The following is a 25,123-nucleotide window of genomic DNA, read 5'->3' as shown; positions in this document are numbered from 1 at the left end:
CATGAGCTGGTTGACTGAATATGTGCGTCCGAAAATCCGTACCCTGCTGGGGCGCAGGGATGTGCCGGATAATCTCTGGGTACAGTGCCCTGCCTGTCAGCAGATGATCTTTGCCAGAGATCTGGAAAAGAACCAGCGCGTCTGCACCCATTGTGACCATCACATGCGCGGTACCGCGCTGGAGCGTCTGAAATGGACGCTGGATGAAGGCTATACACGGATCGAGCTGCCGAAAGCGCCACAGGATCCGCTGCGTTTCCGTGATTCCAAACGCTACACGGATCGTCTGCGTGAAGCGCGGGAAAAGACGCATCTCGATGATGCCATCGTCGTGGCCCATGGCACGATCGAGGGTCAGAAAGCAGTCGTCGCGGCCATGGCGTTTGAGTTCATGGGTGGCTCCATGGGGGCGGCGGTCGGCGAGGGCATTGTGGCAGCCGCTCAGCTGGCGGTGCTGCAGAAAGCGCCGTTTATTATTTTCACGGCTTCGGGTGGTGCCCGCATGCAGGAAGCGGCGATCAGCCTGATGCAGATGCCCCGCACCACCATCGCCACGCGCATGGTGAAGGAAGCCGGGCTGCCTTTCATCGTCGTGCTGACCGATCCCACCACCGGCGGCGTGACCGCCAGTTTTGCCATGCTCGGTGACATCCAGATTGCCGAGCCGAAAGCCCTGATCGGCTTTGCAGGGGCGCGGGTGATTGAGGATACGACCCGCGAAAAACTGCCGGAAGGCTTCCAGCGTGCTGAATTCCTGCTGGAACACGGGATCGTCGATATGGTGGTGCGCCGGGCGGATATGCGCGCGACCCTGTCCCGTGTGATCGCCTTGCTGACGGAGGGGGTGACCCTGCCGAAGGTGGAGAGCGCAGCCTCCCTCACGGAGGCGAAGCAGCCTGCCCGCACGGCGGATGCCTGATCAGGCCATTCGTCGCCAGCAATCCATTCCATTGAGGCCGAAGGCATGAGCAAAGGTCGCACCGAAGCGGTGATCGAGCGGCTGCACGGTTTGCACCCGAAGATGATCGACCTGTCGCTGGGTCGGCTTGAAGCTCTGCTGGAGAAGCTGGGCCATCCGGAGCGGTCGCTGCCGCCGGTCGTGCATGTTGCCGGGACCAATGGCAAAGGCAGCACCTGTGCTTTCCTGCGTGCTCTGGCCGAGGCGGCGGGGCAGCGTGTGCATGTCTATATTTCTCCCCATCTCGTCCAGTTCAACGAGCGTATCCGTCTGGCCGGAGAACTGGTGTCCGAGCCGGTTCTGGTCGAGGCCCTGGAGGAGGTGGAGCGCGTCAATGCCGGGGCTCCGATCACTGTTTTCGAGGTCATCACCGCGGTCGCCCTGCTGTTGTTCAGTCGTATTCCGGCGGATTTGTGTGTGGTGGAGGTCGGGCTTGGCGGCCGCTTTGATGCCACCAATGTCGTGACGCCGTTGGTCAGTGCGATTGCCTCCATCTCCATCGATCATCGTGAGTATCTGGGCGACGACATCAGGGGCATTGCAGCGGAGAAAGCCGGGATTCTCAAATCCGGTGCGCCGGGTGTGACCGGGCTGCAATTGCCGGACGTGCTGGAAGTGCTGGATCGGGAGGCGGCGAAGCAGGGTGTTCGTCTGCTGGCCCGTGATCGTGACTGGCATATCGCCCGGCATGGAAACGGCCTGCGCTATAGCGATGCGGATGGCGTGGTTGAGCTGCCGCTGCCAGCGTTGCCGGGTGAGCACCAGCTGGATAATGCCGGGATCGCAGTGGCGGCGATGCGGGCGGCGGCAAAAACCGCTACGCCGTTGTCGTGGCTGGCGGAAGGGTTGGCGCGGGCGGAATGGCCTGCACGGATGCAGCGTCTGACCGGTTTGTTGGCGAAGAATTTACCGGCAGGCTGGGAGCTATGGCTGGATGGCGGCCATAATCCGGGGGCTGGCGTGATGCTGGCGGGTCATCTGCGTGGCTGGAAAGATCGTCCGGCCCATGTGATCGTCGGCATGAAGCAGGCCAAGGATGCCGGGCAGTTTCTGGCCTCTGTCCTGCCGGAGGCCGATACGGTCTGGGCCATTGCCGAGCCGGGTCAGTATCTGGCCCTGCCGGTGGCGGCAATTGTCAGCGCTTCGGGTGGCAAGGCGATTCCCGGCCCGACGGTGCGGGAGGCCATGGCGGCTATCCTGAAGCAGGCGGAGGCAGGGGGTGTACCGGGCCGTATCCTGATTTGTGGCAGCCTGTATCTGGCGGGTGAAATCCTGAAACTGGATCAGGGTCTGGCCTGATTTCCACATCCTGATACGAACAGGGCCGGACTGAACAACCGGCCCTGTCGATACGGATCAGATATTCCCGCTGACCCATTGTTTCAGCGCGCTTTTCGGCAGGGCGCCGACCTGCTTGGCGATCGGCTGCCCGTCCTTGAACAGGATCAGGGTCGGAATGCCGGTGACGCCATAGCGATTGGGGCTGTCGGGGTTTTCGTCGATATTCACCTTGGCGACCGTCAGCTTGCCGGTATTCTCGGCCGCGACTTCTTCCAGAGCCGGAGCAATCATACGGCACGGGCCGCACCACTCCGCCCAGAAATCCACCAGCACCGGCCCGGATGCACCCAGCACATCGGTTTCGAAAGTGGCATCCGTGACGGGTTTTGTATGCTCGCTCATGGGCAGTCTCTTTTCGATCATTGATCCCGTGGCAGCCTTATCAGACGGGATCCTGTTTGTTGACGGGCAGCTAAGCAGGCAAGTGGGGCAGGTACCCGGTTTGATCAAGCCTTTTGATCAAACGCAGGCATAGATACGCCAGGTGCATGATGGTCCAGTAACTCTGATGGCAGTGTGTCGATCCGACCGGTTTCCGTCCATATCAATGCACACAGAACATCCCTGTCCGGATAGATTGAGGACAGTACTGCACGGTATGCTGCCATCTGCCGCAGATACAGCACCGGTGTGTCCGCGATGCTCGCAGGAGGGTGCCGGTTCGTCTTGTAATCCGCGATCAGGATACGCTCCGGCAGTACGGCCAGCCGGTCCACGATGCCGCCGATCACCTGGGGTTTGTCATCCGGGCCGATTACGCCGGTCAGCGGCACTTCGCCCCGCCCGTCAGAGCCGAACAATGCGGCAAGGCGGGGATGATCCAGAAGAGCGCCAATCTGTTTTGCCACATGATCAGCTTCCGAAGGCAGCGTCTGCATGAGGAACCGCTTCATGGCGGCATCACGTTCCTTTGCAGGCAGCAGCGGCAGATGTTGCAGCAGTTGATGAATCACCTGCCCGCGCCGGAACCGTGCGCGTCGGTCGGCGATCAGCGGGGAGTCGGCGGCCGGCACGGGGCCCAGATCGGCATTGTCGGGGCGGCTTGGCGCGAGCGGCTCGGGCCGTACAGGCTCCGCAGGACGGGGGGCAGGCTGCCAGTCCGGAGCCTGCCCCATCCATGAGGGTGGAGCCTGAATCGGGGCGGTGATGTCGGCGCGTGCCTGCTGTGCGGCACGTTGTTGCGGGGAGATCAGGCGGATGACCTCGCCATGATCGGTCTCGATAGTTTCGGCGTCCGGCAGGCGTTCCATCCCGCGCCGGATGGCGGCGTACCAGCTTTCCTCCGGTGGCGGCCTGTTCTCCTTGCCCAGCCAGCCGCAGACCAGCAGCCGGTCTCTGGCGCGGGTCAGCGCGACATAGAGAAGTCGATTGTATTCTTCCTGGCGGGCAGCCTGTTCCTTTGCCTCCAGCACGGCGAAGCTGTCACACTGGAAATCCTGATTGGGCTTCCATAATGGTACGGACAGGCCGGTTTCCGGATCCTCCGTCCAGAGAATGCTGTTCTCCATACGCGGGGTGGAGACGGTATCAGGCAGGATGACGATGGGGGCTTCCAAACCCTTGGATCCATGCACTGTCATGATACGCACGGCCTGGCCACCGGATGACATTTCGCGTTTGACCTCCGGCGCGGAGCGGCGCAGCCAGTGGACGAAACCCTGTAATGAGGGTGGATGAAGCTGGGCATAGCGCATGGCGGCGTTCAGCAACTCGTCGATCGGCTCGGCGGCTTCCGCGCCCAGACGCTTGAACAGCCGCGCCCGCCCGCGATGCCGGACCAGCGCCGCGCTGAGCAGGGCATGGGGCGTGGTGTAATCCACCTGCCCGAGCATGTCTTCGAGGAAACTGGCGGCCTGATCCCACTCTGTGCGTTCTGTCCGGCGTTTTCTCAGCGTGTCCCACAGGGTTTCCCGACGGCCCAGCGCCAGTGCCATCAGGGAGTCGTCGCTCAGTCCGCCCAGCGGGCTGGTGAGCAGACAGGCCAGCGCCATATCGTCATCAGGCAGCAGCAGCGTATCGCACAGGGCCAGCAGATCAGCCACGGCAGGCTGACTGGTCAGGGGCAGCCGGTCCAGCCCCGCCACCGGCACCCCCCGCAGCTTCAGGGCCCGCTCCAGCAGAGGGGCGAAAGGTTTGCGCCGCCGCAGCAGGATCAGATAATCTCCGGCATGGATCGGGCGGTTTTCACTCGGCAGGGTCTGGCCGATTTGGCTGGCGATCCAGTCCGCGAGCCGTCCCGCCAGCAGGCTGGCGGCGGTGGTGTGGGTGCCGTACTCCTCGGCAGGCTGCCATGCGGGGCGGGGAGGGATTTCCGGGGTCTGCACCGGCTCCCAGACCTCCACTGTGCCGGCATCTTCGGCGCGATCAGGCAGGTGGCGCAGGGTTTCTGCTGGCTCGATCACACCCTGACGGGCCAGTGGATCGGCGAATACCGCATCGGTCAGGGCCAGCACCGGGGCGGTGGAGCGGAACGAAACCGTCAGGGGACGGTCGCGCCATTCATAGCCGATCTGCTGCACACGTTGCGCCATGATGCTGCGCCAGTGCCGGAAAGCATGCGGGTCGGCCCCCTGAAACGAGTAGATCGACTGTTTCGGATCGCCCACAGCAAAGACAGTCCGGGGTTTCCCCTGTTCGGCGCGATCATCGAGGCCGGCAAAAAACTCCGCCGTCAGGGTTCCGGCGATCTCCCACTGTTCCGGAGCGGTATCCTGAACTTCATCCAGCAGTAGGTGGTCGATGCCGCCATCCAGCTTGTACAGCACCCAGGCAGCGCCGGGTTCTCTCAGCAGCGCGCGGGTGCGTCCGATCAGATCGGTGAAATCGACCAGCCCGCGTCGCGCTTTGTCCTTTGCGTAGGCGTCGGCCACCGGGATCGCCAGCCGGGTGAGGGCGGCGGAGAGGGAGGCCAGCCGGATCGCATGCAGAGTCTGGCGGATTGAGACGATCCGGTGCGACTCATCAACCAGACTCTCCCGGGAGGTATCGGCGCTGGTGCCGCGATTGGCCTTGTTTTCGTTGAACAGGGTTTTGGGGCTGGACGGTTCCCCTTTGGCGGTCAGGAACAGGCTGGCCCATTCCTCCCATCGTGCCTGACGTTCGGTATGCGACAGGGACAGCCAGGCGAGCATCTGGCCCGCCCTTTCCCGCACGGTGTTCGATCCGTTTTCGAACGCATCCCGCGCAGCCTCACGGACTTTGCCGATGGCGGGCCACTCGGTGGCGGCGGCCAGCAACGCTTCTTCTCCCTGACTGCCCGGCACGCCCAGCGCCCGGCGTTGGGCGGCTTCCAGCCCTGCCAGAGATGGGGTCAGCCGGTGCAGGCGGTCCGGTTCGATATGTAATCCGGCCGAGAGCATGCCGAATGTCTGAAGGCTGATCTGGCCTGAGAGCAGGGACAGGGAGGCATGATCCCCGGTCGCCGCGAGCATCGTCTCCTGCGCTTCCTGGCGGGTGACTTCCTGCTCGGCCGGTTCGATCATTTTGAAATGAGGACTCAGTGCGGCTTCCAGCGGAAAGCGCCGCAGCAGGGACTGGCAGAAAGCATGGATCGTCTCGATCCGCATGCCGCCGGGCAGATCCAGCACCTGTGCAAACAGGGCGCGCGCCCTCAGCCGGGCATCATCGTCCGGTTTGACGGCCAGCGCCGTCAGCGCCTGATCCAGCGCTGCATCGCTCATTGTCACCCATGCGCCCAGTCGCGACCGCAGACGGATCGCCATTTCCGCCGCACCGGCCTTGGTGAAGGTGAGGCACTGAATCCGCCCCGGATGAGCGCCGGAGAGCATCAGGCGCAGCAGCCGGTCGGTCAGCAGCTTGGTCTTGCCTGACCCGGCAGAGGCACTGACGAAAGCGGAGACAACGGGATCGGAGGCATCACGCTGATTGCGTTCCGCTTCGTCACGCGGGGAAAGCGTGGCGCTCATGCCTCGTCACCATCCGCCCATTCGGGCACGCGGGCCAGATGCGCATAAGCATCCATCGGCGCATGGCCGGGGGCGAAAGGCTGCGCCAGATAGGGGAAATCCGGATCGTCATAGCGTGTGACCAGATCGCGCAGCTTCTCGGCCGCCAGTTGCGCCTGTTCCTCGGCCCATGCAGCGGGGGTTTTTCTGCCGAGAATGACTTCCTCTCCGGCGACACGACCGCCGCTGAGCCGCCAGTACACCAGTTCGGACGGATATTGCGCCGGTACATCAGGGAAGGCCCCCGCCTTCATCATCGCGGCTTCCAGCGGAAGCTGTGGGGCCTCACCGCTGAGGATCGCCGGGGCGGAGGGAACCGTGCCGGTTTTGTAATCGAGCAGGCGGAGGCTGCCATCGCGCCTGATCTCGATCCGGTCGGCGCGGCCTTTCAGCCTGAAGGGGCCGCCCGGAAAATCCGACAGATGCCAGATGCCCGAGGTTTCGGTATGGATTTTTGTATCCCGTTGCTCCTGCGTAGCGACCCAGGCGGCGATCCGGTTGAGACGCGGCAGCCACCAGCTGCGCAGGGCAGGGCGAGGATTGTGGCGGTCCAGCGCGACCCGGAATGCCGTGCGCAGGGCGGTCAGCGGGTCGCCGGGCCATTGCCGGGCGGCCTCTTCCAGAAAACACTGCATGCCATCATGCACGATCATGCCGAAATCGGCGGCATCAGTATCCTGTTCCAGCGGATCGAGCGGTTTCAGCTTCAGGATACGCTCCGCATAGAGCCGGTAAGGATCGGTCAGCCAGCGCCCTATTTCCGTCACACTCAGGCTGCGGGGGCGTGACCTGCGTGGCGGACAGGGGCGGGGCGGCCTGACCGGGCTGGGTCGTTCCGGCTGATCCAGCATCCTTGCCCAAGCGGTGGCGGGATGGATCGGCAGGCGCTGCCCGTATCCTTTCAGCAGCGCGTCGATCCGTGCCAGCCAGCGTGCCGCAACGACAGGGGCCCCTTCCCGCCGGGCGGGGCAGGACAGGATCGCTACGGAGGCGCTGCATGCCGCCTGCACGAAATCATGGGCTGCCTGACCGATGGTCTGTTCGGCGCTCGGCAGCCCGGCCCGTCTGCGCATCGGTCGGCTCATCCATGGGCCGGGATCAGTGGCAGGGGGCCATACGCCCTCGCTCAGACCGCCCAGCACAGCCACATCCACATGCTGAAGCTGTGCTTCCAGCAGGCCCCAGATAAACAGGCGCGGATGTTCCGCATCATCCTCGCCGAAGCGGCGTATGGCACGGCGGCTGCGGACGGCGATGCCTTCCAGCATGGCGTCGAACAGGCCCGGCAGTGTGTCGGGCGGTTGCGGCGGCAGCACTGGCAGGGCGGGCAGCGTCTCAGCCAGCAGTACGGCCAGCGCCTCTCCTTCCTCCCGTGCCCAGAGACGCTCGGCACCGGAACGGGTATCGCTGGCGGCCAGCGCTTCCCCGGCGGTCAGCAGGGTGCGCAGGTAGTCATGCGGCGCGACTTTTTCCTGTGCTACGAGGTCGATCAGAGGGAGCAGCGCCTGTTCCAGCCGGTCGAGCAGGGCGGCGGCTTCCGTTTCTCCGGCTTCGAGCACCGCACGCAGCCCGGACAGGCCCGGCGGAGGACGGGGGCCGCGCAGGGCATGTTGTTCCAGCCCGCGGGCCGCATGGAGCGTCATCAGACGATCCATGCCCAACCCTGTCATCGGATGTTTCAGCAGGGATAGCAGCGCGACCGGGGAGAAACTGCTCCGCACTGCCTCCGCCAGCAGGCGCAGAAAGACGGCCGGGGGTGTTTCGGCGAGTGGTTCCCCGGCGCTGTCATCGGCGATGACGCCGAACCGGGCCAGTTCGGTGGATACTCTCACCGCCAGCCCGCGATCAGGCGTGATCAGCGCTGCCCGGTATCCCGGTGTCTCCAGCACATCCCGCAGGATCAGTGCGATGGCGACGGCTTCCTGCTGCTCATCCTCCGGTTCCAGGCGGAACATGGAATTGAGTGGCGGCAAGGCGGCCTCCCGCCAGAGCGTCAGGGCTTCGGCGGGCAGCAGCGCCTGATGCAGCAGTCGGGAGCGATCATCAGAGCGGGGTGGCGGGGGCGTCAGTCCCCATGGTGCCACGTCATCCCGCCTTGCATCCATCATGGTCAGCAGGTCACGCATGCCCGCCTGCGGGTGGGACGCCTCCAGCATGGCCCATGCTTCCTCCGGCATGGTCATGTCGAGGCCGGGCAGGATCACCAGGCCCTGCTTCAGTCTGGCGATGGTTTTCAGCAGCATCGCCTCGGCCGGGGCTGCGCCGGAAATCCCTGCCGCCCAGATACGTGTCGCAGGCGGATGATCCTGCCAGTGCGTTGCCTGACGCCTCAGCAGGGCGGCCTGTCGTGCGGCCGGATCGGTCAGCCCTTCTTCCGCCAGCCAGTCCGGCCACGCGCGGGTGACGATCTGAAGGAAGGTCAGGGTCGTCTGCCAATGTGCGGCAAAAGACGGATCGACCGCATCGGGCAGGGCGGTTGCAAGATCAATCCCGGCGCGGGCGGCTTCGTCCATGAGTTTGGCCAGTTCTCTGGCCAGCATCCATGCACTGTCCGCTGACAGGGCCGGGTCCGGTAATGCGAGGATCAGCCGTGTCAGCTCCGCCAGACGGCGCGGCGTGTCCACAGCGGGCGGAAGATCCAGCGCGCCATGCAGGGCCAGCGGTGTTTCATCCAGCGCGCCCAGTGCGGTGATGCGCGGCAACAGCAGCGGGCGACCGCCGGAGAGACGCAGAAACGCATCGGCCAGCGCCCGGGCAGCGCGGCGTGTCGGCAGCAGGATGATACCATCGGCTGTATCGAGCGGCCTTGCTTCCCCCTCTCCCAGCCAGGCAGCCGCGACAGTGTCGAGAAACGGCCAGTCCGGCGGGATGGAGGTGATATGCATGGCTAACTCTATCGTGTTTCGCCGGTTTCCGCCGCGTAGAGTTTCTGTTCCGCGACCTCCAGATCCTCCGGCGTGGACAGGTGGAACCACAGCCCGTCATGCACCAGGGCGCGCAGCCTTTCCGCCTCGATGGCCCGGTCCCATAGCAGGTTGGTGCTGAATGGCCCCTGTGGCGCATCGGTGAACAGGTGGGCTGATGCGATCTGAACTCCCGCAAACAGATAGGGGACGATTTCCATTTCCTTGCGACGGCGGACATGGCCCAGCGGATCAAGCACGAAATCGCCCGCGCCGACCTCGGCGGAAATCTGGAATGTGCGATGTACCAGCAGCAGCGCGTCCATCGCGTCCGCGCCACCCCATTGCGTCCAGGCTTCAGCCAGCCGGTCGAGCATCGGGGTGGGGCCGTTGAGCCAGAACGCATCGCCATTGACGACGTAGAACGGCTCGGCCTGATCCAGCAGCCCGTCTTTCAGTGCGGCGACGATGGCTCCGCCCGTGTCGAGCAGGGTTTCCTCCGCCCTGACGACGATGCGCGGGTCATGACGGGCAGCGATATGGGCTGCGACCAGATCGCCTTTCCAATGGGTGTTGACCACCACATGCTCCACCCCGGCCTCGAACAGGCGATCAAGTGCGTGGTCCAGCAAGGTGCGCCCGGCCAGTGGCACCAGCGGCTTGGCGGTGGTGTCTGTCAGGGGGCGCATGCGTGTGCCAAGGCCAGCCGCCAGCAGCATTGCGTTTCGTATCGTCATAATCGGTCTTTAATCCCTGGCAGAGCCTGTCTGTTCCGGCATCAAAAGCGCCGGGTTACCGCGCCGGGAGACCGGCACGTGATCGTTGAAGAAATCCATCAGCGCCTGATTGGCCGGATGCGTCAGAGCATGCAGCAGCCGACGCCAGGAGCGTGGTCCATGCGCCAGATAGCCGGTCTTGCCATCCCGTTGTGCCAGCCGCACCCACAGCCCGGCATGGCGCATATGGCGTTGCGCCGCGCAGACAGCGCAGGCGGCGGGCAGAGAATCCGGACCGGTTGGGTCGAGGCTCAGGCCGAGTGCTGTAGCATAGCGTGCGATCTGCTGTTCCGCGAAACCATCCGGCATCTCCCGGCGTGCATCCTGGGTCAGGGAGACCAGATCATAGGCGCCATGTCCGGCCCCGAGATCCTGAAAATCGATGATGCCGGTGCGCCGGAACCCGTCCCGCTGCGGCAGCCAGAGCAGGTTGCCACCCTCGAAATCACGATGCACCGGCACGGGAGGGGAGGCGGCCAGAATCGACAGTGTTTCATCCAGAGCAGCATGCAGTGCGGCGGTGATGCGGGCGGAAGGAACTTCTCCGAAAGTGGCGGGCCACCACCAGCCCAGAAACGTGTCGCAGGATGCATCCCGCATAGCCGCGCCATCCCAGCGCAGAGGATCGGGTGGCATGGGCATGCGGTGCAGGACCGTCAGCGCGTTGGCGGCGGCTTCGCCGAACGCATCCGCGTTGCTGTCATCCAGCAGGGTGCGATAGAGCGCATCGCCCAGATCTTCCAGCAGGACCAGCCCGTCCTCGACATTGACGGCCTCGATATGAGGGACAGACAGACCCGCGCCTTCCATGGCGGAGGCGATGCGCAGGAATGGCTCCACGGCTTCACGGGGAGGCGGCGCATCCATCAGCACCAGCGTAGCGCCTGCTTCGTCACGCAGCCGCCAGTAGCGGCGGAAGCTCGCATCCCCTGCCAGCGGCGTTCGCTGAAAATCCGCGCAGCCATGATCGGCCAGAAAACGGGCAATGGCGTCCTCGCGCATCGTTGTATCGGCGGAGGGGGTGCTCATCGGGGCAGTCGCTCCGCAGGCCAGCCGGACAGATGGGCATGGCGCGCGCCATCATTGTCGGGCAGGGCTTCAAGCCTGATGGTCAGCGCCTGATCCGGGCGTAAATCTTCCAGCCGGTCAGGCCATTCAACGATGACGATGTCTTTCAGCAAAGCGTCCCACCCCAGTTCATGCAGCGCATCAGGCCCGTCCAGACGCCATAGATCCAGATGGGCCACGGCTCCGCGCGGGGTATTGTAGCTTTGTACCAGCGTATAGGTAGGGCTCGGCACATCCAGTGCCGGATCATCCGCCAGATGACGCAGCAGGGCGCGCACCAGTGTGCTTTTCCCGGCTCCCAGAGAGCCTTCCAGCAGGACGGCATCACCGGGACGCAGGGCATCGGCGATATGGCGGCCAAGTGCCTCCGTCGCGGCCTGATCGGCCAGCAGGAGCGTGGAAGATGCCGACAGTGATGAAGCCGGCAGTGATGAAGAGGGTGTTAGGGACATGCGCCTCACTGATGCCTCATCCAGGGTGAGCAAACAGGCCCGGATCACGCGCATGTAGCCGGAGTGGCGCTTTTTGGGAATGCGGTGGCCCGGAGTAAAGGATAGGGAATTGTCGCGTTTTCGCGGGCGTCTTATGGTCCCGCTCATGACACAGATCGACCTTGCCCCGCCTGCTTCTTCGACCCAACCCCGGATAATCGATACCGATGTCGCTATTATCGGCGCCGGACCGGCCGGATTATTCGCGGCTTTCGAGCTGGGTATGCTGCGGTTACGCGCCGTGCTGATCGATGCATTGCAGGAGGTTGGTGGCCAGTGCGCGGCCCTGTATCCTGAAAAGCCGATCTACGACATTCCCGCCCATCCTGCGATTTCCGGTGGCGATCTGATCGCGGCGCTGGAACGGCAGATTGCTCCCTTTGATGTGCCGCGTCTGCTGTCCCGCCGGGTGGAGACGCTGAGCGGGGCACGGGGCGATTTCACGCTGACGACCAGTGCAGGCGATACGGTGCGTGCGCGTGCTGTGGTGCTGGCGGCAGGCGCGGGTGCGTTCGGACCGAACCGTCCTCCGTTGGACGGGCTTGAAACCTTCGAGGCTTCCGGTGCCGTGCAGTACTATGTGCGTCGTCGGGAGGATTTTCGGGGGCGTTCCGTCGTCATCGCCGGGGGTGGTGACAGTGCGGTGGACTGGGCACTGGCCCTGCGCGGGATTGCAGCGCGGATTTTCGTGGTGCACCGGCGCGCCAAATTCCGTGCCGCCCCGGAATCGCTTGCTCAGCTGGAGGAAGCCGCGGCGGCGGGGGAGGTCGAACTGGTGGTCCCTTATCAACTGCATGGTCTTCAGGGCGCAGACGGCGTGTTGTCCGCCGTGGAGGTTGCGACTCTGGATGGTGAGATACGCCGTCTGGAAGTTGATTGCCTGCTGCCTTTCTTCGGTCTGTCGATGGATCTGGGGCCCATTGCGGAATGGGGGCTGGCGCTGGAGCGTCATCACATCACGATCGATCCGTCGCGTTGCGAGACCAATGTGCCAGGTATTTTCGCCATCGGGGATGTTGCCACCTATCCGGGCAAGCTGAAGCTGATTCTGCAGGGATTCAGCGAAGCTGCGATGGCGGCGCATGCCATCCATCCGATCGTGCATCCCGATCAGGCGCTGCATTTTGAATATTCGACCAGCACCGGCGTTCCAGGCTGACCTGGCATGGCATGTATTCCTTCATTTTGCCGCAATGATCGCCTAAATGTGAAGGGATCATGAAACCGCTTATTGGCATTTCCTGCTGCACCAAGCCCTTCGGGGCTTTTTCGACGCCTAACCATGCCGCGTCGGATACGTATGTGCAGGTGACCGATGATGTGATCAGGGCTGTGCCGGTGCTGATTCCGGCGAATGGGGATCGTGCCGATCTCTCCGCCCTGCTGAGCCGTCTGGATGGTATTATTTTCACTGGTAGCCGATCCAACGTGCATCCCGATCAATATGGCGGTGCGCCGCATGCCGAGGGGACGCCCGAAGATGTGCGGCGTGATGCGGTGACATTGCCATTGATCCGGGCCGCTGTGGCATGTGGCGTGCCGATTCTGGCCATCTGCCGCGGGTTTCAGGAACTGAATGTCGCGCTGGGTGGCAGCCTGCATCAGGTTCTGCAGGACATGCCGGGTTATCTGGACCATTCCACTCCGATCGTGCCGCAATCCTCGCTGCGCAATGCCAAGGCGCATATGGTCACCGCCGTGACTGATGGCTGGCTGCACCGTCTGGCGGACACGGCCTCTTTTGCGGTGAACTCCCTGCATAATCAGGGCATCAACCGGCTGGCTCCCCAGTTGCGTGCCGATGCACATGCGCCTGATGGCGTGATTGAAGCTGTCCGGGCGGTTGATTGCCCGGGGTTTGTAGTAGGGGTGCAATGGCATCCTGAGTTCGATTATCTGACCGACACATTGTCACATCGTATTTTCGAGGATTTTGGTGCGGCGGTGGAAGCTCGCTATCGGGGGATCACCGGCGAGACGGCCATCCGTCCGGACGGATGGCCAGCGCGGCTGAATAAAATCCGTCTGCATCAGGTGTGTTCCAGGGACAGCACTGGTGTTTCTGGCGGGTTTTGATAAGCAGGATAGATGCAGAGCGTTTTTCCGCCCCCCTCTCCCGTAATCGTGCCCGTGACGGATGGAAGGGGCTTTCCTGTCCGCAGGGTGTTTTGTGTCGGCAGGAACTATGCTGCCCATGCACGTGAAATGGGGAGTGATCCGGCGCGTGAGCCGCCATTTTTCTTCTCCAAACCGGCGGATGCGGTGGTGCCGGGGGATGCGGATATTCCTTATCCGCCTGCGACCACCCTGCTGCATCACGAGGTTGAGCTGGTCGTGGCACTGCATTCCGGCGGACACGATATTCCGGTCGAGGCTGCGCTGTCCCGTGTGTTTGGCTATGCGGTCGGGCTGGATCTGACGCGGCGCGATCTCCAGTTTGCCGCGCGTGATGCGGGGCGTCCGTGGGATATGGCAAAGGGGTTCGACCACTCCGCCCCCGTCGGGCCGATTACGCCGGTGATGGATGGCGGGTTGCCCAATAGTGCGTCGGATGGGGATATCGTGCTGACGGTCAATGGCACGGAGCGCCAGCGCGGGCGGCTGAGCGACATGATCTGGTCAGTCAGTGAAGTCATCTCGGCCCTGTCGCAGTTAGTCACTCTTGCGGCTGGTGATCTGATCATGACCGGCACGCCGGATGGAGTCTCTCCCCTGTCGCGCGGTGATGTCCTGACTGCATCAGTGTCCGGCCTGCTCCCCCTGCATAATCGCATCGTCTGAGGAAAGAGTGCTCATGCGTATGCGTGTTGCGACCTGGAACATCAATTCCCTGCGCCTGCGTCTGCCCTTGCTGGAGAAAGTGCTGGCCGAGCTTGATCCCGACGTGCTGTGCCTGCAGGAAACCAAGGTGCCTGATCCTCTGTTTCCGGCAGATCTGTTTCCCGGTCGGGCGGCGGAGCATCATGGCTATGCCCATGTCGCCTATCGCGGGATGAAGGGATATAACGGGGTCGCCATTCTCTCCCGTATTCCTTTCACGGTGGATGACGCGGCACCGGACTGGTGCACCCGGGGGGACTGCCGTCACCTGGCAGTGTCTTTGGGGGTGCCGTCAGGGCCTGTGGTGCTGCATAATTTCTATGTCCCGGCCGGCGGTGATGAGCCGGACCCGGCTATCAACCCGAAATTTGCGCATAAGCTGGCGTTCGTGGAAGAAGCCACGGCCTATTTTGCGGCGCAGGCTCCTTTTACCCGTACCATGCTGGTCGGTGACCTCAATATCGCTCCGCTGGAGCATGATGTCTGGAGCCACAAGCAACTGCTGAACGTGGTCAGCCATACGCCGCCCGAGACCACACGGATGAGGCAATGGCTGGAAACCGGCTTTGTCGATGCGGTCCGCCATTTCGTTCCGTCAGACCGCAAGCATTATACATGGTGGTCATACCGTAATCGCGACTGGCGGGCATCTGATCGAGGGCGGAGGCTGGACCATGTCTGGGTCAGCCCTGATCTGGTTTCTTCATTGCAAGGCCAGATAACCCTTAAAGAGGCCCGCGACTGGGAGCGCACATCCGATCACGTTCCGGTGTGCGTAACCCTGTCGCTGTAGGTCTTGCCCTGATCTGCCGCAGGCTCATCCCGGAAAACAATCCTCTTTCTTTGTCCAGGGAGGGTTGCTTTACGGAAGCAGCCGGTATCCTCCACCTTCGGTGATAAGAAGCTGCGCGCTGGAAGGATCCTGCTCGATTTTCTGCCGCAGGCGGTAAATATGGGTTTCCAGCGTATGCGTGGTGACGGCGGCGTTGTAGCCCCATACCTCGTTCAACAGCACCTCCCGTGCCACGGGCTTGGTCCCGGCACGGTAGAGAAACTTCAGAATAGAGGCTTCTTTCTCGGTTAACCGTATGCGCTTGTTCTGTTCGGTTTCCAGCAGCTTTGCGGCGGGTTTGAAGATGTAGGGACCGATTTTGAATTTTGCATCCTCGCTGTTTTCGTAGCTGCGCAGCTGGTTGCGGACGCGGGCCAGCAACTCGGCCATGCGAAAAGGCTTGGCGATATAATCATTGGCACCGGCCTCAAGACCCCGCACGACATCGTGTTCTTCGTCGGAACCAGTCAGGATGATAATCGGCACCTTGACGCCCATGCGCCGCCAGCGCACGCACAAATCCCGCCCGTCCCCATCCGGCAGACCCACATCCAGAATGATGGCATCAAAGCGAGAGATGTTGTCGCTGAGAAAATCTTCGGCCTCTTTTCCGTTGATGGCCGGGATAGCGACGAACTCACCGTCGACCGACAACTGATCAGACAGGGTTTCCCGCAGCATTGTATCGTCATCAACGACCAGGATAGGGCGTGTGTGTGGCATACGGGTTGTCTCCAATGAGGCAGGCCTGCAGAGAGTGGTATGTTACGGCTGACAGGTAAAGTCAAAATGTCATCGTAATGATGGTAACTTAAGTCATAAAAATTATAGCAGACACTTTGTTATCACATAAATGTTTTGATGGCATTTTAATGCATTAATACATGTATGTAAAAATGAAATTTTCAGGTGCTTTTTTCGATCTTAACGGAGTTGAGCTTATCATCTCTTTTAAAAAGCCGACAATTTTTATAACCATTGTTTTATAAGCGGCGCATTGGCCTAAACGGAAAAGAATACGGCAGGACATATGGAAGCAATTGTAAGGCCGAATGGGCAGCTAATATATCGGAATACCATCTTTCGGGTTGCGCTGGGGCGAGCGGGTGTCACGACCTGCAAGCAGGAAGGCGACGGAGCTACTCCGGTCGGCAAACTTCCTCTCCGTCGGGTGTTTTACAGGGCTGATCGTCTGGCAATACCGGTTTGTGCCGGCCCGCTCCCGCTGGAGCCAATCTCTCCATCTGATGGCTGGTGTGATGATCCGGCGCACCCACAGTACAATTGCCGGATAACCCGACCATTTTCGGCCAGTCATGAAGAATTATGGCGCCAGGATTATCTCTACGACATTATCGGTGTGTTGGGATGGAATGATCAGCCCGTCGAAAAAGGGAGAGGCTCAGCCATTTTTCTGCATATCGCTGGCCAGGACTACCAGCCGACGGCGGGATGTCTTGCTCTTGCGGCCCCGGATGTTATCCGTCTGCTCAAGGACGGGATAACGTCATTCAGGGTGTTGCCTGCCTGAAGGCTGGATCAGAAAAAATCACCCTGCCAATATGGCGCAATGACGTGGCTATCAAAATCGATCGGAAGATGACCCGAAGAAGATGGCCAGAGCGGGTGGGTTGTTTTTGACTCTCCACCCTGCTTTGCCAGAGCCTCTATGCCATCAGGCGACTTCTTCGCGTGATTCTTCCAGATCCGAGGCATAACCATCCTGTGGCATTTTATTGGCAACAGACTGCGCGGCCAGTGCCCGCGCCATCTGGCTGAGAGCTTCCTGATGCTTCTCGTTGTCGATCGCTGCAAAGTTGCGTGCAAGTTCAAGGCACATGCGCTGCCGCGTCGTCAGATCGGCTGTTCTGTTCTCATTAGAGAAGCCGTCAAAGAACCAGGAAATCGGCACATTCAGCACATGCGATATCTGATAAAGCCGACCCGCTGAAATACGGTTCAGCCCGCGCTCGTATTTATGGGCTTGCTGATAGGTCACGCCGATCATTTGGGCCAGCTGCTGCTGGGACAGCCCGAGCATGACCCTGCGTTCCCTGATGCGATTGCCCACATGTCTGTCTGCATCACTGGCTCTGGCTGCGACACGGCCGCCTGAAGTCGTTCGGGAGGTTGCAGCAAGAATGCTTCCTTCATCAGCAACAGGATACTGCGCATTGGGTTGGGGCAGGTGTTCTGCATCCTGTGCGATATGATTAGTAGAAGACTGCATGTTTCAATTCCTGTCGGACACTACCGGATTTGACCCTTCATTATCTGGGAGGGGTTCAGAGAGGAGTTCAGTCAGTTACAGTATGGCTTGCAACCAGATCGATAAAAGCGGACGTAACAAAGTCAATAAATTGATAAATGTCCCGATTAATACAATCACGTTCCTGTGAATTTTGTCATTACATAAAGGTAGTCACCTTATAATAATTATTCAAAGGCATTTTTCTCTCTCTTTAATTGATCTTTGAGAGTTTTTATTTCTTCTTTTAGTTGAATGATCTCTTGCTCGGTGGAGGAAAGCTCTTCCTGTTTTTCCGAAACCGGAGTCGCTGGCCCTTTATAGAATGGATTGAAAAGACTCATGGCCTTTTCAATCATGGCCATATTCTGGCGGCTGACCTCTTCCAGGGTGCTGCTGGAAGCGAACGGGAAAAAGCTGCCCATGGTCTGTTGCACCGCGCTGCGCATCTGCTGTTGTTGATGGGCGAAGGTGCTCATGGCTTCCTCAAGGTACCGGGGAACAATGGATTGCAGGCTATCCCCGTAAAACCCGATCAACTGCCGGAGGAAGGTGGTGGGCAGCATGGCCCGCCCCTTGTTTTCTTCCTCGACGATAATCTGGGTCAGGACGCTTCTTGTGATGTCCTCGCCGCTTTTGGCATCGAAGACGGAGAATTCGCGTCCTGTGCGGACCATGTCGGCCAGATTTTCGAGCGTGATGTAACAGGATGTCTCGGTATTATAGAGACGTCGATTGGCGTATTTCTTGATAATAACAGGTGATGGAGCCGCATGGGTATTGTCCGGGTTATTATCCCGTTCCGGTGCTGCTTCCCCATTTGTCTGCGCCACGTGAGGTGTGGACGTGTTGCTGGCGGACCTGGACGGGCGTCCAGCAGCGCGGGAAGAGGCGGGACGCGGGTTGGGCATGGACATACTCTGCTCTGCGGGGCCTGCATCGACGTTACCGGGAGGACGTCAGCGGGGCCAGAGGTATATGCTGTGCTTATAGCACAGCCGGGAGGAACCATGGTTATCGGTTTCAAATCCTGAGCGAAACAAAAAGCATGGCAGGCCGGTATTCTCGCATCTGCCATATTGTGGCAAGCACGATCTTTCCTCATTGGAAGGAATGGGTGATTCATGGCGGGAAACGATAAGGGGCCAGGATCGTCGACTGAAGGAAGGGGATCCGGGACGACGCGCGATTCATCATCCACCGCTGATTTTGCCCGTGACTGGGTCGATCTGTGGCAGAGCGAATTATCGGCGCGTGCCAGTGATCCGGACTCTCTGTCTGCATGGCAGGCTCTGGCGCAGAACTGGTCGACGCTGGCAGCACAGTCGATGGAAACCATGCAGGCTGCTCTGAAAGCCTCTCAGGAGCATGGCTATCATCAGGGACAGGGAAAGGCGGGCGCAGAAGAAAGTGGATCACAACAGTCCCGACCAGCCGGACAGGCCGGAGCAGCCACGCCCGATGCACCGCAGCGGCCCTCGCCCGCTCGGGCTGCATCTGACCCTCGCGATGATGCGCTCCGGTTTCTCCTTGGCCGGGTTGCAGAGCTTGAAGAGCGGCTGGCCCGACTGGAAAACGCCCCATGCGGCGGAGATGACAGAAAAGTTGCTGCAAAACCTCGTGGCGGCAAGGCTCCATCGCGGGGTAGAGGCGGGGCGAACTGATCCCTCCCTGCTGTTGGAGCAGGCGGTCTGGACAGAAACAGTGCAGCGTGATGCCGCCCTGATCGCGGGTGTAGCGGCCTATCGTCGCCATCCCTATTATCGCCATGCTCCACCGAGGCATGTGGTCTGGCGTGAGGGGAGCAGCACAGTTCTGCTGCACCCTGCGCCGGTTTCCGGCCATCTGCCGCCTGTTTTGCTGGTCCCAAGTCTGATCAACCGCGGATATGTGCTTGATCTGGCGCCGGGTTATTCCCTGATGGATCGGCTGGCGCAGGCCGGGTATCCGGTGTTCCTGCTGGAATGGGGCAGGCCGGGGGAGCCTGAACAGTATTTTGGTCTGACCGACTATATTGCGGGGCGTCTGGATCGCGCTGTGCAGGCCATTGCCGATCTCACGGGGCAGGAAGTGGTCATGGCCGGATATTGCATGGGCGGCCTGCTGGCTCTTGCTGCGTCCCTGCGCCGTCCGGCGGCGGTGCGGGCGCTTGCCTTGCTGGCCACTCCGTGGGATTTCCATGCAGCCGGGCCGGAGCATCAGCGTCTGAGTACTGCGTTGCAGCCCGTTCTGGGGGGAGTGCTGAAACAGTACGGCTGCCTGCCGGTGGATATCCTTCAGATCATGTTTGCGTTGATCGAGCCGTTTGGCGTCGCGGATAAATACCGCGCTTTTGGTCGTCTGCCGCAGGATCATCCGCGCGCTGATCATTTCGTGGCGCTTGAGGACTGGCTCAATGACGGGATCTCTCTTGCAGCCCCGGTGGCTCAGGAGGTGGTGAATGGCTGGTATTGCGACAATTTGCCGGCACAAGGCAGGTGGAAAGTGGATGGGCATGTGGTTGATCCCGCCGCATTGCACTGCCCGGCTTTTGTGGCCGTGCCGTCGCGGGACCGGATCGTGCCGCCCGCCAGCGCATTGAAGCTGGCGCAGGTCATTCCCGGTGCGTTGCTGCACCGGATGGAGGCAGGGCATATCGGCATGACGGCGGGCCGCTCGGCAGAGGCTGTGCTGTGGCAGCCTCTGCTACGGTGGCTGGGGACTGTGTGAGTCTCCGGCTTATTCGGCTGGTTCGGTGATCCCGCGCTGGGCGGCCGAGGGGTAGACGCCCAGGATTTTCACTTCCCGGCTGAAAAAACCAAGTTCTTCAAGCGCCCGGCGGAGCGGCGGCTGGTCAGGATGACCGATCACGTCACACAGGAACTGTGTGGCGGTGAAGGCACCGTCCAGCATATAGCTTTCCAGCTTGATCAGATTGATGCCGTTGGTAGCGAACCCTCCCAGTGCCTTGTAAAGCGCGGCAGGGATATTGCGCACGCGAAAGACAAAGGTGGTCATGGTATCGGCGCGTTCCGGCTCGGGTGGGGCGGCCGTGGTGGAGACGACGTAAAAGCGGGTCGTATTATGGGCTGCGTCCTCGACATTCCGGCGCAGGATAGTCAGGCCGTAAATTTCGGCAGCGAGGGGGGAGGCGATGGCGGCATCCTCGGTACCGCCCAGTTCGGCAACCAGCTTTGCAGCGCCTGCGGTATCGGCTTCCACGACGGCTTCAAGCCCCAGATCGCGCAGGATGTTACGGACCTGCCCCAGCGCCACTGCGTGGGACCGGGCACGTTTCAGCGTTTCCAGTGTCGCGCCGGGTGGGGCCAGCAGGGCATGCTCCACGCGCTGGAAATGCTCGCCGACGATGAACAGCCCGCTGGCAGGCAACAGGGAATGGATATCCGGCACCCGGCCGGCCAGCGTGTTCTCGCAAGGCAGCATGGCCAGGTCGGCCTGTCCTTCGCGTACGGCCTCGATCACCGCCTCGAAAGTCGGGCAGGGCAGGGTTTTCAGATGCGGATAGGCGGCACGGCAGGCGAGGTCGGAATAGGCGCCCGGTTGCCCCTGAAATGCGATCGGACCGTGATAGGATGAGGCAGGTGGTGTGGGGGAGAAAGCGCTCATGCCGAAGGCTCCGTGACGGAGGATGACCAGTTGCGGAGCACCCCGCGGGCGCGTTCAAGATCCTCCGGTGTATCGACACCGAATGGCGCGTGCTCGACGCGGGCGCAGCCGATCCTCATGCCTGCTTCGAGCGCACGCAATTGCTCCAGTTTCTCGCGTTTTTCCAGCGGGCTTTCCGGCAGGGAGACAAAACGATCCAGTGCGGTACGGCGATAGGCATAGATGCCGATATGATGCCAGAGCGGCCCCGCCCCTGATGGTACGGCGGTACGGGAGAAATACAGTGCCGGAGCAACAGTACCGGCCGGGTCAGGAAAAGCGCAGACGGCCTTGACCACGGCGGGGGAGATACGCTCCTCCTCGGTGGTGATTTCCGCCACCAGCGTGGCGATGTCGAAAGTCGGGCTGCGCAGAGGCTTCAGCACGGCGCTGATCATATCCGGCAGGATGGTGGGCAGATCGCCCTGAAGATTGACCACCGCATTATATCGCATCTCCGGATCGAGCACGCCCAGTGCGGCATGCACACGGTCGGTCCCGGCGGGCAGGTCCGGATCGGTCAGGATGGCGGTTCCACCTGCGGCACGCACGGCGGCGGCAATTTCCTCCTCTGCGCAGGCGACGGCCACCGGCCCGATCCCGGCCTCCATCGCCCGGTCCAGCACATGCAGGATCATCGGGCGCCCGTTGAGATCGGCGAGAGGTTTGCCGGGCAGGCGGCTCGATCCCATGCGGCTGGGAATGACGATGAGAGGGGTCATGAGGTTGATCCTGACGCGTCGCCATGATCATGACCAGATGGCCTGCGACGATGCGATTATCCGTGTTAGACAGAAAACAGGCATTTAAGCCAGAAGCGGGACGCTGGGAATGACCCGTCGGGTGGAAAGGACGGGTTTGTACGATGTGGGGCGGCTTATGAAACCGGTCATGATCTGGGCAGCAGCGTTCGGCGTGGCGGCGCTTGCGCTCGCCGGATGGAGCCTGTTGCCGGGCATGTGGGGGGATGAACCCCCGGTTCCGGTGCCCTCAATCGCCTTGCTGATGGCCAGCGCTGATCCGGCAAGGGGGGAGGTAGCCGCCGAACGGCATTGTCACCGCTGCCACGCTTTGACAGGATCGCCCGATGCCCGCACCGTGGCGCCGCCTTTGCGTGGCGTGGTAGGGCGGGAGCGTGCGTCGGTTCCCGGTTTTCACTATTCCCATGCCTTGAAAGAGATGCACGGACAATGGGATACGGACTCCCTCAATGCCTGGCTTTTCCGACCGTCTGCCTTTGTTCCTGGCACCCGTATGTCTTTTGCCGGGGTGAAGGATGATCGGGAAAGAGCCGACATCATAGCCTATCTGCGTGTCATTTCCGGCCTGCCACCGGCTTCCTTACGGCAGTCCGGGCAACCATGAGTGCCCGATGAGTTCTCCCCTTGACCGTTCTCTGCGTGACCGTCTGACGGCCGTTGCCGAGGCCGCCGCCGATAAAGCGGCCTCCGTGATCAGGCCGTTGTTTCGTACCCGGCTGGATGCGGCGCTGAAATCCGATCAGTCCCCGGTCACCATCGCCGACCGCAAGGCGGAAGAGGTCATGCGGCGGCTGATTGCCGATGCTTTTCCCGATCACGGCATTCTGGGCGAGGAATACGGGCTTGAACGTGCAGAGGCTGATTTCCGCTGGGTGCTCGATCCCATCGACGGCACCCGCGCCTTTATCACCGGTCGCCCGACTTTCGGTACGCTGATCGGGCTGATGTGGCGGGGCGAACCTGTACTCGGCCTGATTGACCAGCCAGTCACCGGAGAACGCTGGATCGGCGAACGCGCCCTGACCTCGGATGATGTCGTGCATCCCACATATTTCACCGGTCCTTTCGGGGGGCAGGTCGGCATCCGACCCTGTCCCCGTCTGGAAGATGCCGAGCTGTCCGCCACCAGCCCGGAGATGTTCGGCGATGACCTGCCCCGCTGGCAGTCTTTCGCCCATCATGCCCGGCGGGTGAGCTGGGGCGGCGATTGCTATGCGTATGGGCTGCTGGCGTTGGGGCAGATTGACATCGTGGCCGAGGCGGATCTGAAAGTCTGGGACTGGGCTGCCCTGTTGCCGGTCGTGGAGGGGGCAGGTGGACGCATGACCTGCTGGTCCGGCCAGCCTCTCTCCGAGCATGGCTCGGGCCGTACGCTGGCAGTGGGCGATCCGGCCCTGCTGCCGCAGGCCGTTGCCGCCCTGTCCGAATCTTCTTCCGGCATTCGTACGAAATAAGGAACTGATGCCATGCGCCGCCGCAGTTTATTGACCACCGGCCTGACTGCCGGAGCTATCTCTCCGGCCCTGTTCCTGATGCCCGGCACCATGCGTCGGGCGGGGGCGCAGTTTCTGCGTGACCTGCCGCCGGGCGTGGTGCGCACTCATGCCGTGACCACGGTGGGAGCACCGCAACTGCCGGCGGATTTCAAAAACTTCCCCTATGCCAATCCTGATGCTCCCAAGGGCGGGGAGATCGTGCAGGCGGAAATAGGCAGTTTCGACAGTCTTAATCCGTTCATCCTGCGTGGTGTGGCCGGCCCGGTCGGTGCGGTGTGGGATACGTTGCTGGTCAGCACGGCGGACGAGCCGGAAACCGGCTATGCCCATCTCGCACAGGTGATCGAGATCGCGGCGGATCGCCGCTCGGTAGCGTTCGAGTTGAGGCCGGAGGCGCGTTTCCACGACGGACATAAGCTGACGGCGGAGGACGTGGCCTGGACGTTCGAGACACTGATGAAGCATGGCCGTCCGCAACAGCGTGCCTACTATGCCGATGTCGAGAAAGCGGAAGCACAGGGCCCCCATCGTGTGGTGTTTCATTTCCGTACGGATCAGAACCGCGAATTGCCGCTGATCATCGGGCAGCTTTCGGTGCTGCCGAAACATTGGTGGGAAAAGCGCGACTTTACCCAACCCCTGACGGAGCCGCCGCTCGGCTCCGGACCGTATCAGGTCGGGAAAGTGGATTTCGGCCGCAGCCTGACGCTGGAGCGGGTGAAGGACTGGTGGGCCGCCAACCTGCCGACAGGGCGGGGGCTTTATAATTTCGACCGTATGCGGACGGAATTTTTCCGCGACCCGACCATTGCGTTCGAGGCATTCAAGGCCGGGCAGGTGGATATCCGGGTCGAAAATATCGCTCGCCAATGGGCCACCGGCTATGATTTCCCGGCGGTGAAGGAAGGGCGGATCAAGCGGGAACAACTACCCTGGAATCTGCCCTTTGGCATGGTCGGGTTCGGGATGAATACGCGGCTGAGCAAGTTCAGCGACCCGCGTGTCCGCGAGGCCATTGTCTGTGCCTTTGATTTCGAGTGGGCGAACAAAAATCTGTTTTATGACCGTTATCAGCGGCTGAAATCCTATTACACCTTCACGGAATGCGCGTCCTCCGGATTGCCGTCGAAGGAGGAACTGGCTCTGCTGGAACCATTCCGGACTCAGCTTCCGCCACGTCTGTTCACGGAGCCATATACACTCCCGGTGACGGATGGCTCCGGCAATAATCGTGATGTCCTGCGCCGCTGTCTTGCCTTGCTGAAAGAGGCTGGCTGGACGGTCAGGGAGGGCAAGCTGGTCGATGCCAGCGGGCAGCAATTGTCTTTCGAGATTCTGCTGGACAATCCGCCTTTCGAGCGGGTGCTGCTGCCTTATACGCAGTCTCTCGCCAAACTTGGGATCGACGCGCGTATCCGCAGTGTGGACCCGGCGCAGGCGCAGCATTTGCAGGAAGAGTTCAATTTCGACATGGCGTTGATGCAGTTTCCTGAATCCGACAGTCCGGGCAACGAACAGATCGGTTTCTGGAGCAGTGCCAGTGCGAAGGAAAAAGGCAGCAACAATCTGATGGGTGTCTCCAGCCCGGTGGTGGATGCGCTGGTCGCAAAAGTCATCACCGCCCCGGATCGTGCCAGTCAGATTACCGCCTGTCGTGCGCTGGATCGGGTGTTGCTGTGGGGTTGGTACATCATGCCGAACTGGACGGCGGCGACCATGAACGTTGCATACTGGAACCGCTTCGCGCATGTCGACAAACCGGTGCGCAGCGGATTTGCGCTGGATTCATGGTGGGCTGTGTCCCCCACAAAAGGCTGAT

The 25,123-nt window shown here is 61.7% G+C and carries 23 protein-coding genes; 12 read left to right on the top strand and 11 right to left on the bottom strand.

The genetic code is table 11. The features are described 5' to 3' along the window. Position 1 precedes the first annotated feature (1 nt). Both accD and GbCGDNIH8_RS10460 read left to right on the top strand, forming a co-directional pair. Positions 2-919 carry an acetyl-CoA carboxylase, carboxyltransferase subunit beta gene (gene accD, locus GbCGDNIH8_RS10465; protein WP_072573137.1) on the top strand — a complete coding sequence of 306 codons (918 nt, stop codon included), beginning with the start codon at positions 2-4 and terminating at the stop codon, positions 917-919. Between the two features lie 45 nt (positions 920-964). Next, complete coding sequence (locus GbCGDNIH8_RS10460; RefSeq protein WP_072573136.1) at positions 965-2,257, top strand: bifunctional folylpolyglutamate synthase/dihydrofolate synthase; 1,293 nt, start codon at positions 965-967, stop codon at positions 2,255-2,257. 57 nt (positions 2,258-2,314) lie between these two features. On the opposite strand, the gene trxA is transcribed toward GbCGDNIH8_RS10460, so the two are convergent. The 6 genes from trxA to tsaE all read right to left on the bottom strand — a co-directional run bounded on the left by trxA (position 2,315) and on the right by tsaE (position 11,463). Next, positions 2,315-2,641: a thioredoxin TrxA gene (trxA, locus tag GbCGDNIH8_RS10455; protein WP_072564527.1), complete on the bottom strand. Its 327-nt coding sequence runs from the start codon at positions 2,639-2,641 to the stop codon at positions 2,315-2,317. 104 nt (positions 2,642-2,745) lie between these two features. After that, positions 2,746-6,225 (bottom strand): double-strand break repair helicase AddA, encoded by a 3,480-nt coding sequence (addA, locus tag GbCGDNIH8_RS10450; RefSeq protein ID WP_072573135.1) that lies wholly within the window; start codon positions 6,223-6,225, stop codon positions 2,746-2,748. Then, the gene (gene addB, locus GbCGDNIH8_RS10445; RefSeq protein WP_072573134.1) at positions 6,222-9,149 is read right to left on the bottom strand and encodes a double-strand break repair protein AddB; all 2,928 of its coding nucleotides are present in this window, start codon (positions 9,147-9,149) and stop codon (positions 6,222-6,224) included. The genes addA and addB overlap by 4 nt, the downstream gene beginning before the upstream one ends. Positions 9,150-9,157: 8 nt before the next feature. Further along, positions 9,158-9,904, bottom strand: coding sequence for a nucleotidyltransferase family protein (locus tag GbCGDNIH8_RS10440; RefSeq protein WP_072573133.1), 747 nt, complete (start codon positions 9,902-9,904; stop codon positions 9,158-9,160). A 9-nt stretch (positions 9,905-9,913) separates the two neighbouring features. Beyond that, positions 9,914-10,972, bottom strand: a complete 1,059-nt coding sequence (locus GbCGDNIH8_RS10435) for an aminoglycoside phosphotransferase family protein (protein ID WP_081368969.1) — start codon at positions 10,970-10,972, stop codon at positions 9,914-9,916. After that, positions 10,969-11,463 carry a tRNA (adenosine(37)-N6)-threonylcarbamoyltransferase complex ATPase subunit type 1 TsaE gene (tsaE, locus tag GbCGDNIH8_RS10430; RefSeq protein WP_072573812.1) on the bottom strand — a complete coding sequence of 165 codons (495 nt, stop codon included), beginning with the start codon at positions 11,461-11,463 and terminating at the stop codon, positions 10,969-10,971. The genes GbCGDNIH8_RS10435 and tsaE overlap by 4 nt, the downstream gene beginning before the upstream one ends. Positions 11,464-11,608: 145 nt before the next feature. Between tsaE and GbCGDNIH8_RS10425 the strand changes: the two genes are divergently transcribed. Genes GbCGDNIH8_RS10425 through GbCGDNIH8_RS10410 form a run of 4 tightly spaced genes read left to right on the top strand, consistent with a single transcriptional unit; the run spans position 11,609 to position 15,115 of the window. Continuing rightward, positions 11,609-12,661: an NAD(P)/FAD-dependent oxidoreductase gene (locus GbCGDNIH8_RS10425; protein WP_072573811.1), complete on the top strand. Its 1,053-nt coding sequence runs from the start codon at positions 11,609-11,611 to the stop codon at positions 12,659-12,661. A 59-nt stretch (positions 12,662-12,720) separates the two neighbouring features. Further along, positions 12,721-13,578, top strand: a complete 858-nt coding sequence (locus tag GbCGDNIH8_RS10420; protein ID WP_253736024.1) for a gamma-glutamyl-gamma-aminobutyrate hydrolase family protein — start codon at positions 12,721-12,723, stop codon at positions 13,576-13,578. A 12-nt stretch (positions 13,579-13,590) separates the two neighbouring features. Continuing rightward, entirely contained in the window at positions 13,591-14,283 is a 693-nt protein-coding gene (locus GbCGDNIH8_RS10415) for a fumarylacetoacetate hydrolase family protein (RefSeq protein ID WP_072573132.1), read from the top strand. A 19-nt stretch (positions 14,284-14,302) separates the two neighbouring features. Continuing rightward, on the top strand, positions 14,303-15,115 hold the full coding sequence (locus GbCGDNIH8_RS10410; protein WP_072573810.1) for an exodeoxyribonuclease III: 813 nt from the start codon (positions 14,303-14,305) through the stop codon (positions 15,113-15,115). Positions 15,116-15,184: 69 nt separating this feature from the next. Here GbCGDNIH8_RS10410 and GbCGDNIH8_RS10405 read toward each other — a convergent pair whose 3' ends face one another. Beyond that, a complete protein-coding gene (locus GbCGDNIH8_RS10405; protein ID WP_072573131.1) occupies positions 15,185-15,877 on the bottom strand; it encodes a response regulator transcription factor in 693 nt (230 codons plus the stop codon). A 307-nt stretch (positions 15,878-16,184) separates the two neighbouring features. Between GbCGDNIH8_RS10405 and GbCGDNIH8_RS10400 the strand changes: the two genes are divergently transcribed. After that, the gene (locus tag GbCGDNIH8_RS10400) at positions 16,185-16,685 is read left to right on the top strand and encodes a L,D-transpeptidase family protein (protein ID WP_072573130.1); all 501 of its coding nucleotides are present in this window, start codon (positions 16,185-16,187) and stop codon (positions 16,683-16,685) included. Between the two features lie 144 nt (positions 16,686-16,829). On the opposite strand, the gene GbCGDNIH8_RS10395 is transcribed toward GbCGDNIH8_RS10400, so the two are convergent. Both GbCGDNIH8_RS10395 and phaR read right to left on the bottom strand, forming a co-directional pair. Further along, complete coding sequence (locus GbCGDNIH8_RS10395) at positions 16,830-17,384, bottom strand: helix-turn-helix domain-containing protein (protein WP_081368968.1); 555 nt, start codon at positions 17,382-17,384, stop codon at positions 16,830-16,832. A 206-nt stretch (positions 17,385-17,590) separates the two neighbouring features. Beyond that, on the bottom strand, positions 17,591-18,319 hold the full coding sequence (gene phaR, locus GbCGDNIH8_RS10390; protein WP_081368967.1) for a polyhydroxyalkanoate synthesis repressor PhaR: 729 nt from the start codon (positions 18,317-18,319) through the stop codon (positions 17,591-17,593). A 207-nt stretch (positions 18,320-18,526) separates the two neighbouring features. Between phaR and GbCGDNIH8_RS13230 the strand changes: the two genes are divergently transcribed. Then, complete coding sequence (locus GbCGDNIH8_RS13230) at positions 18,527-19,066, top strand: hypothetical protein (RefSeq protein WP_253736023.1); 540 nt, start codon at positions 18,527-18,529, stop codon at positions 19,064-19,066. Beyond that, positions 18,996-20,111, top strand: a complete 1,116-nt coding sequence (locus GbCGDNIH8_RS10385; protein WP_253736022.1) for an alpha/beta fold hydrolase — start codon at positions 18,996-18,998, stop codon at positions 20,109-20,111. The genes GbCGDNIH8_RS13230 and GbCGDNIH8_RS10385 overlap by 71 nt, the downstream gene beginning before the upstream one ends. Positions 20,112-20,120: 9 nt before the next feature. On the opposite strand, the gene GbCGDNIH8_RS10380 is transcribed toward GbCGDNIH8_RS10385, so the two are convergent. Continuing rightward, on the bottom strand, positions 20,121-21,008 hold the full coding sequence (locus tag GbCGDNIH8_RS10380) for a prephenate dehydratase (RefSeq protein ID WP_072573129.1): 888 nt from the start codon (positions 21,006-21,008) through the stop codon (positions 20,121-20,123). Beyond that, positions 21,005-21,769: a 3-deoxy-manno-octulosonate cytidylyltransferase gene (locus GbCGDNIH8_RS10375; protein ID WP_072573128.1), complete on the bottom strand. Its 765-nt coding sequence runs from the start codon at positions 21,767-21,769 to the stop codon at positions 21,005-21,007. Before GbCGDNIH8_RS10375 ends, GbCGDNIH8_RS10380 begins: the two co-directional genes overlap by 4 nt. A 169-nt stretch (positions 21,770-21,938) precedes the next feature. On the opposite strand from GbCGDNIH8_RS10375, the gene GbCGDNIH8_RS10370 reads away from it, so the two are divergent. Genes GbCGDNIH8_RS10370 through GbCGDNIH8_RS10360 form a run of 3 tightly spaced genes read left to right on the top strand, consistent with a single transcriptional unit; the run spans position 21,939 to position 25,122 of the window. Further along, positions 21,939-22,412, top strand: coding sequence for a c-type cytochrome (locus tag GbCGDNIH8_RS10370; protein WP_157692630.1), 474 nt, complete (start codon positions 21,939-21,941; stop codon positions 22,410-22,412). A 7-nt stretch (positions 22,413-22,419) separates the two neighbouring features. Next, entirely contained in the window at positions 22,420-23,262 is an 843-nt protein-coding gene (locus tag GbCGDNIH8_RS10365; RefSeq protein ID WP_072573126.1) for an inositol monophosphatase family protein, read from the top strand. A 12-nt stretch (positions 23,263-23,274) separates the two neighbouring features. After that, positions 23,275-25,122 carry an extracellular solute-binding protein gene (locus GbCGDNIH8_RS10360; protein WP_072573125.1) on the top strand — a complete coding sequence of 616 codons (1,848 nt, stop codon included), beginning with the start codon at positions 23,275-23,277 and terminating at the stop codon, positions 25,120-25,122. The last annotated feature ends 1 nt before the right edge of the window (position 25,123 follow it).

Origin of the sequence: Granulibacter bethesdensis, assembly GCF_001889545.1 — a bacterium.
In the GTDB taxonomy this organism is placed as follows: Bacteria; Pseudomonadota; Alphaproteobacteria; order Acetobacterales; family Acetobacteraceae; genus Granulibacter; species Granulibacter bethesdensis_B.
This window is presented reverse-complemented; position numbering and strand designations above follow the sequence as displayed.

Bases quoted from the DNA above. Each gene is read 5' to 3' on its own strand.
- GbCGDNIH8_RS10410 (WP_072573810.1), top strand. From the start codon at position 14,303: ATGCGTGTTGCGACCTGGAACATCAATTCCCTGCGCCTGCGTCTGCCC.
- GbCGDNIH8_RS10375 (WP_072573128.1), bottom strand. From the start codon at position 21,769: ATGACCCCTCTCATCGTCATTCCCAGCCGCATGGGATCGAGCCGCCTG.
- GbCGDNIH8_RS10435 (WP_081368969.1), bottom strand. From the start codon at position 10,972: ATGAGCACCCCCTCCGCCGATACAACGATGCGCGAGGACGCCATTGCC.
- GbCGDNIH8_RS10405 (WP_072573131.1), bottom strand. From the start codon at position 15,877: ATGCCACACACACGCCCTATCCTGGTCGTTGATGACGATACAATGCTG.
- GbCGDNIH8_RS10385 (WP_253736022.1), top strand. From the start codon at position 18,996: ATGACAGAAAAGTTGCTGCAAAACCTCGTGGCGGCAAGGCTCCATCGC.
- GbCGDNIH8_RS10420 (WP_253736024.1), top strand. From the start codon at position 12,721: ATGAAACCGCTTATTGGCATTTCCTGCTGCACCAAGCCCTTCGGGGCT.
- GbCGDNIH8_RS10460 (WP_072573136.1), top strand. From the start codon at position 965: ATGAGCAAAGGTCGCACCGAAGCGGTGATCGAGCGGCTGCACGGTTTG.
- GbCGDNIH8_RS10400 (WP_072573130.1), top strand. From the start codon at position 16,185: ATGGAAGCAATTGTAAGGCCGAATGGGCAGCTAATATATCGGAATACC.
- GbCGDNIH8_RS10395 (WP_081368968.1), bottom strand. From the start codon at position 17,384: ATGCAGTCTTCTACTAATCATATCGCACAGGATGCAGAACACCTGCCC.
- GbCGDNIH8_RS13230 (WP_253736023.1), top strand. From the start codon at position 18,527: ATGGCGGGAAACGATAAGGGGCCAGGATCGTCGACTGAAGGAAGGGGA.
- GbCGDNIH8_RS10360 (WP_072573125.1), top strand. From the start codon at position 23,275: ATGCGCCGCCGCAGTTTATTGACCACCGGCCTGACTGCCGGAGCTATC.
- GbCGDNIH8_RS10440 (WP_072573133.1), bottom strand. From the start codon at position 9,904: ATGACGATACGAAACGCAATGCTGCTGGCGGCTGGCCTTGGCACACGC.
- GbCGDNIH8_RS10380 (WP_072573129.1), bottom strand. From the start codon at position 21,008: ATGAGCGCTTTCTCCCCCACACCACCTGCCTCATCCTATCACGGTCCG.
- phaR (WP_081368967.1), bottom strand. From the start codon at position 18,319: ATGTCCATGCCCAACCCGCGTCCCGCCTCTTCCCGCGCTGCTGGACGC.
- GbCGDNIH8_RS10415 (WP_072573132.1), top strand. From the start codon at position 13,591: ATGCAGAGCGTTTTTCCGCCCCCCTCTCCCGTAATCGTGCCCGTGACG.
- addB (WP_072573134.1), bottom strand. From the start codon at position 9,149: ATGCATATCACCTCCATCCCGCCGGACTGGCCGTTTCTCGACACTGTC.
- GbCGDNIH8_RS10425 (WP_072573811.1), top strand. From the start codon at position 11,609: ATGACACAGATCGACCTTGCCCCGCCTGCTTCTTCGACCCAACCCCGG.
- accD (WP_072573137.1), top strand. From the start codon at position 2: ATGAGCTGGTTGACTGAATATGTGCGTCCGAAAATCCGTACCCTGCTG.
- tsaE (WP_072573812.1), bottom strand. From the start codon at position 11,463: ATGTCCCTAACACCCTCTTCATCACTGCCGGCTTCATCACTGTCGGCA.
- trxA (WP_072564527.1), bottom strand. From the start codon at position 2,641: ATGAGCGAGCATACAAAACCCGTCACGGATGCCACTTTCGAAACCGAT.
- addA (WP_072573135.1), bottom strand. From the start codon at position 6,225: ATGAGCGCCACGCTTTCCCCGCGTGACGAAGCGGAACGCAATCAGCGT.
- GbCGDNIH8_RS10370 (WP_157692630.1), top strand. From the start codon at position 21,939: ATGATCTGGGCAGCAGCGTTCGGCGTGGCGGCGCTTGCGCTCGCCGGA.
- GbCGDNIH8_RS10365 (WP_072573126.1), top strand. From the start codon at position 22,420: ATGAGTTCTCCCCTTGACCGTTCTCTGCGTGACCGTCTGACGGCCGTT.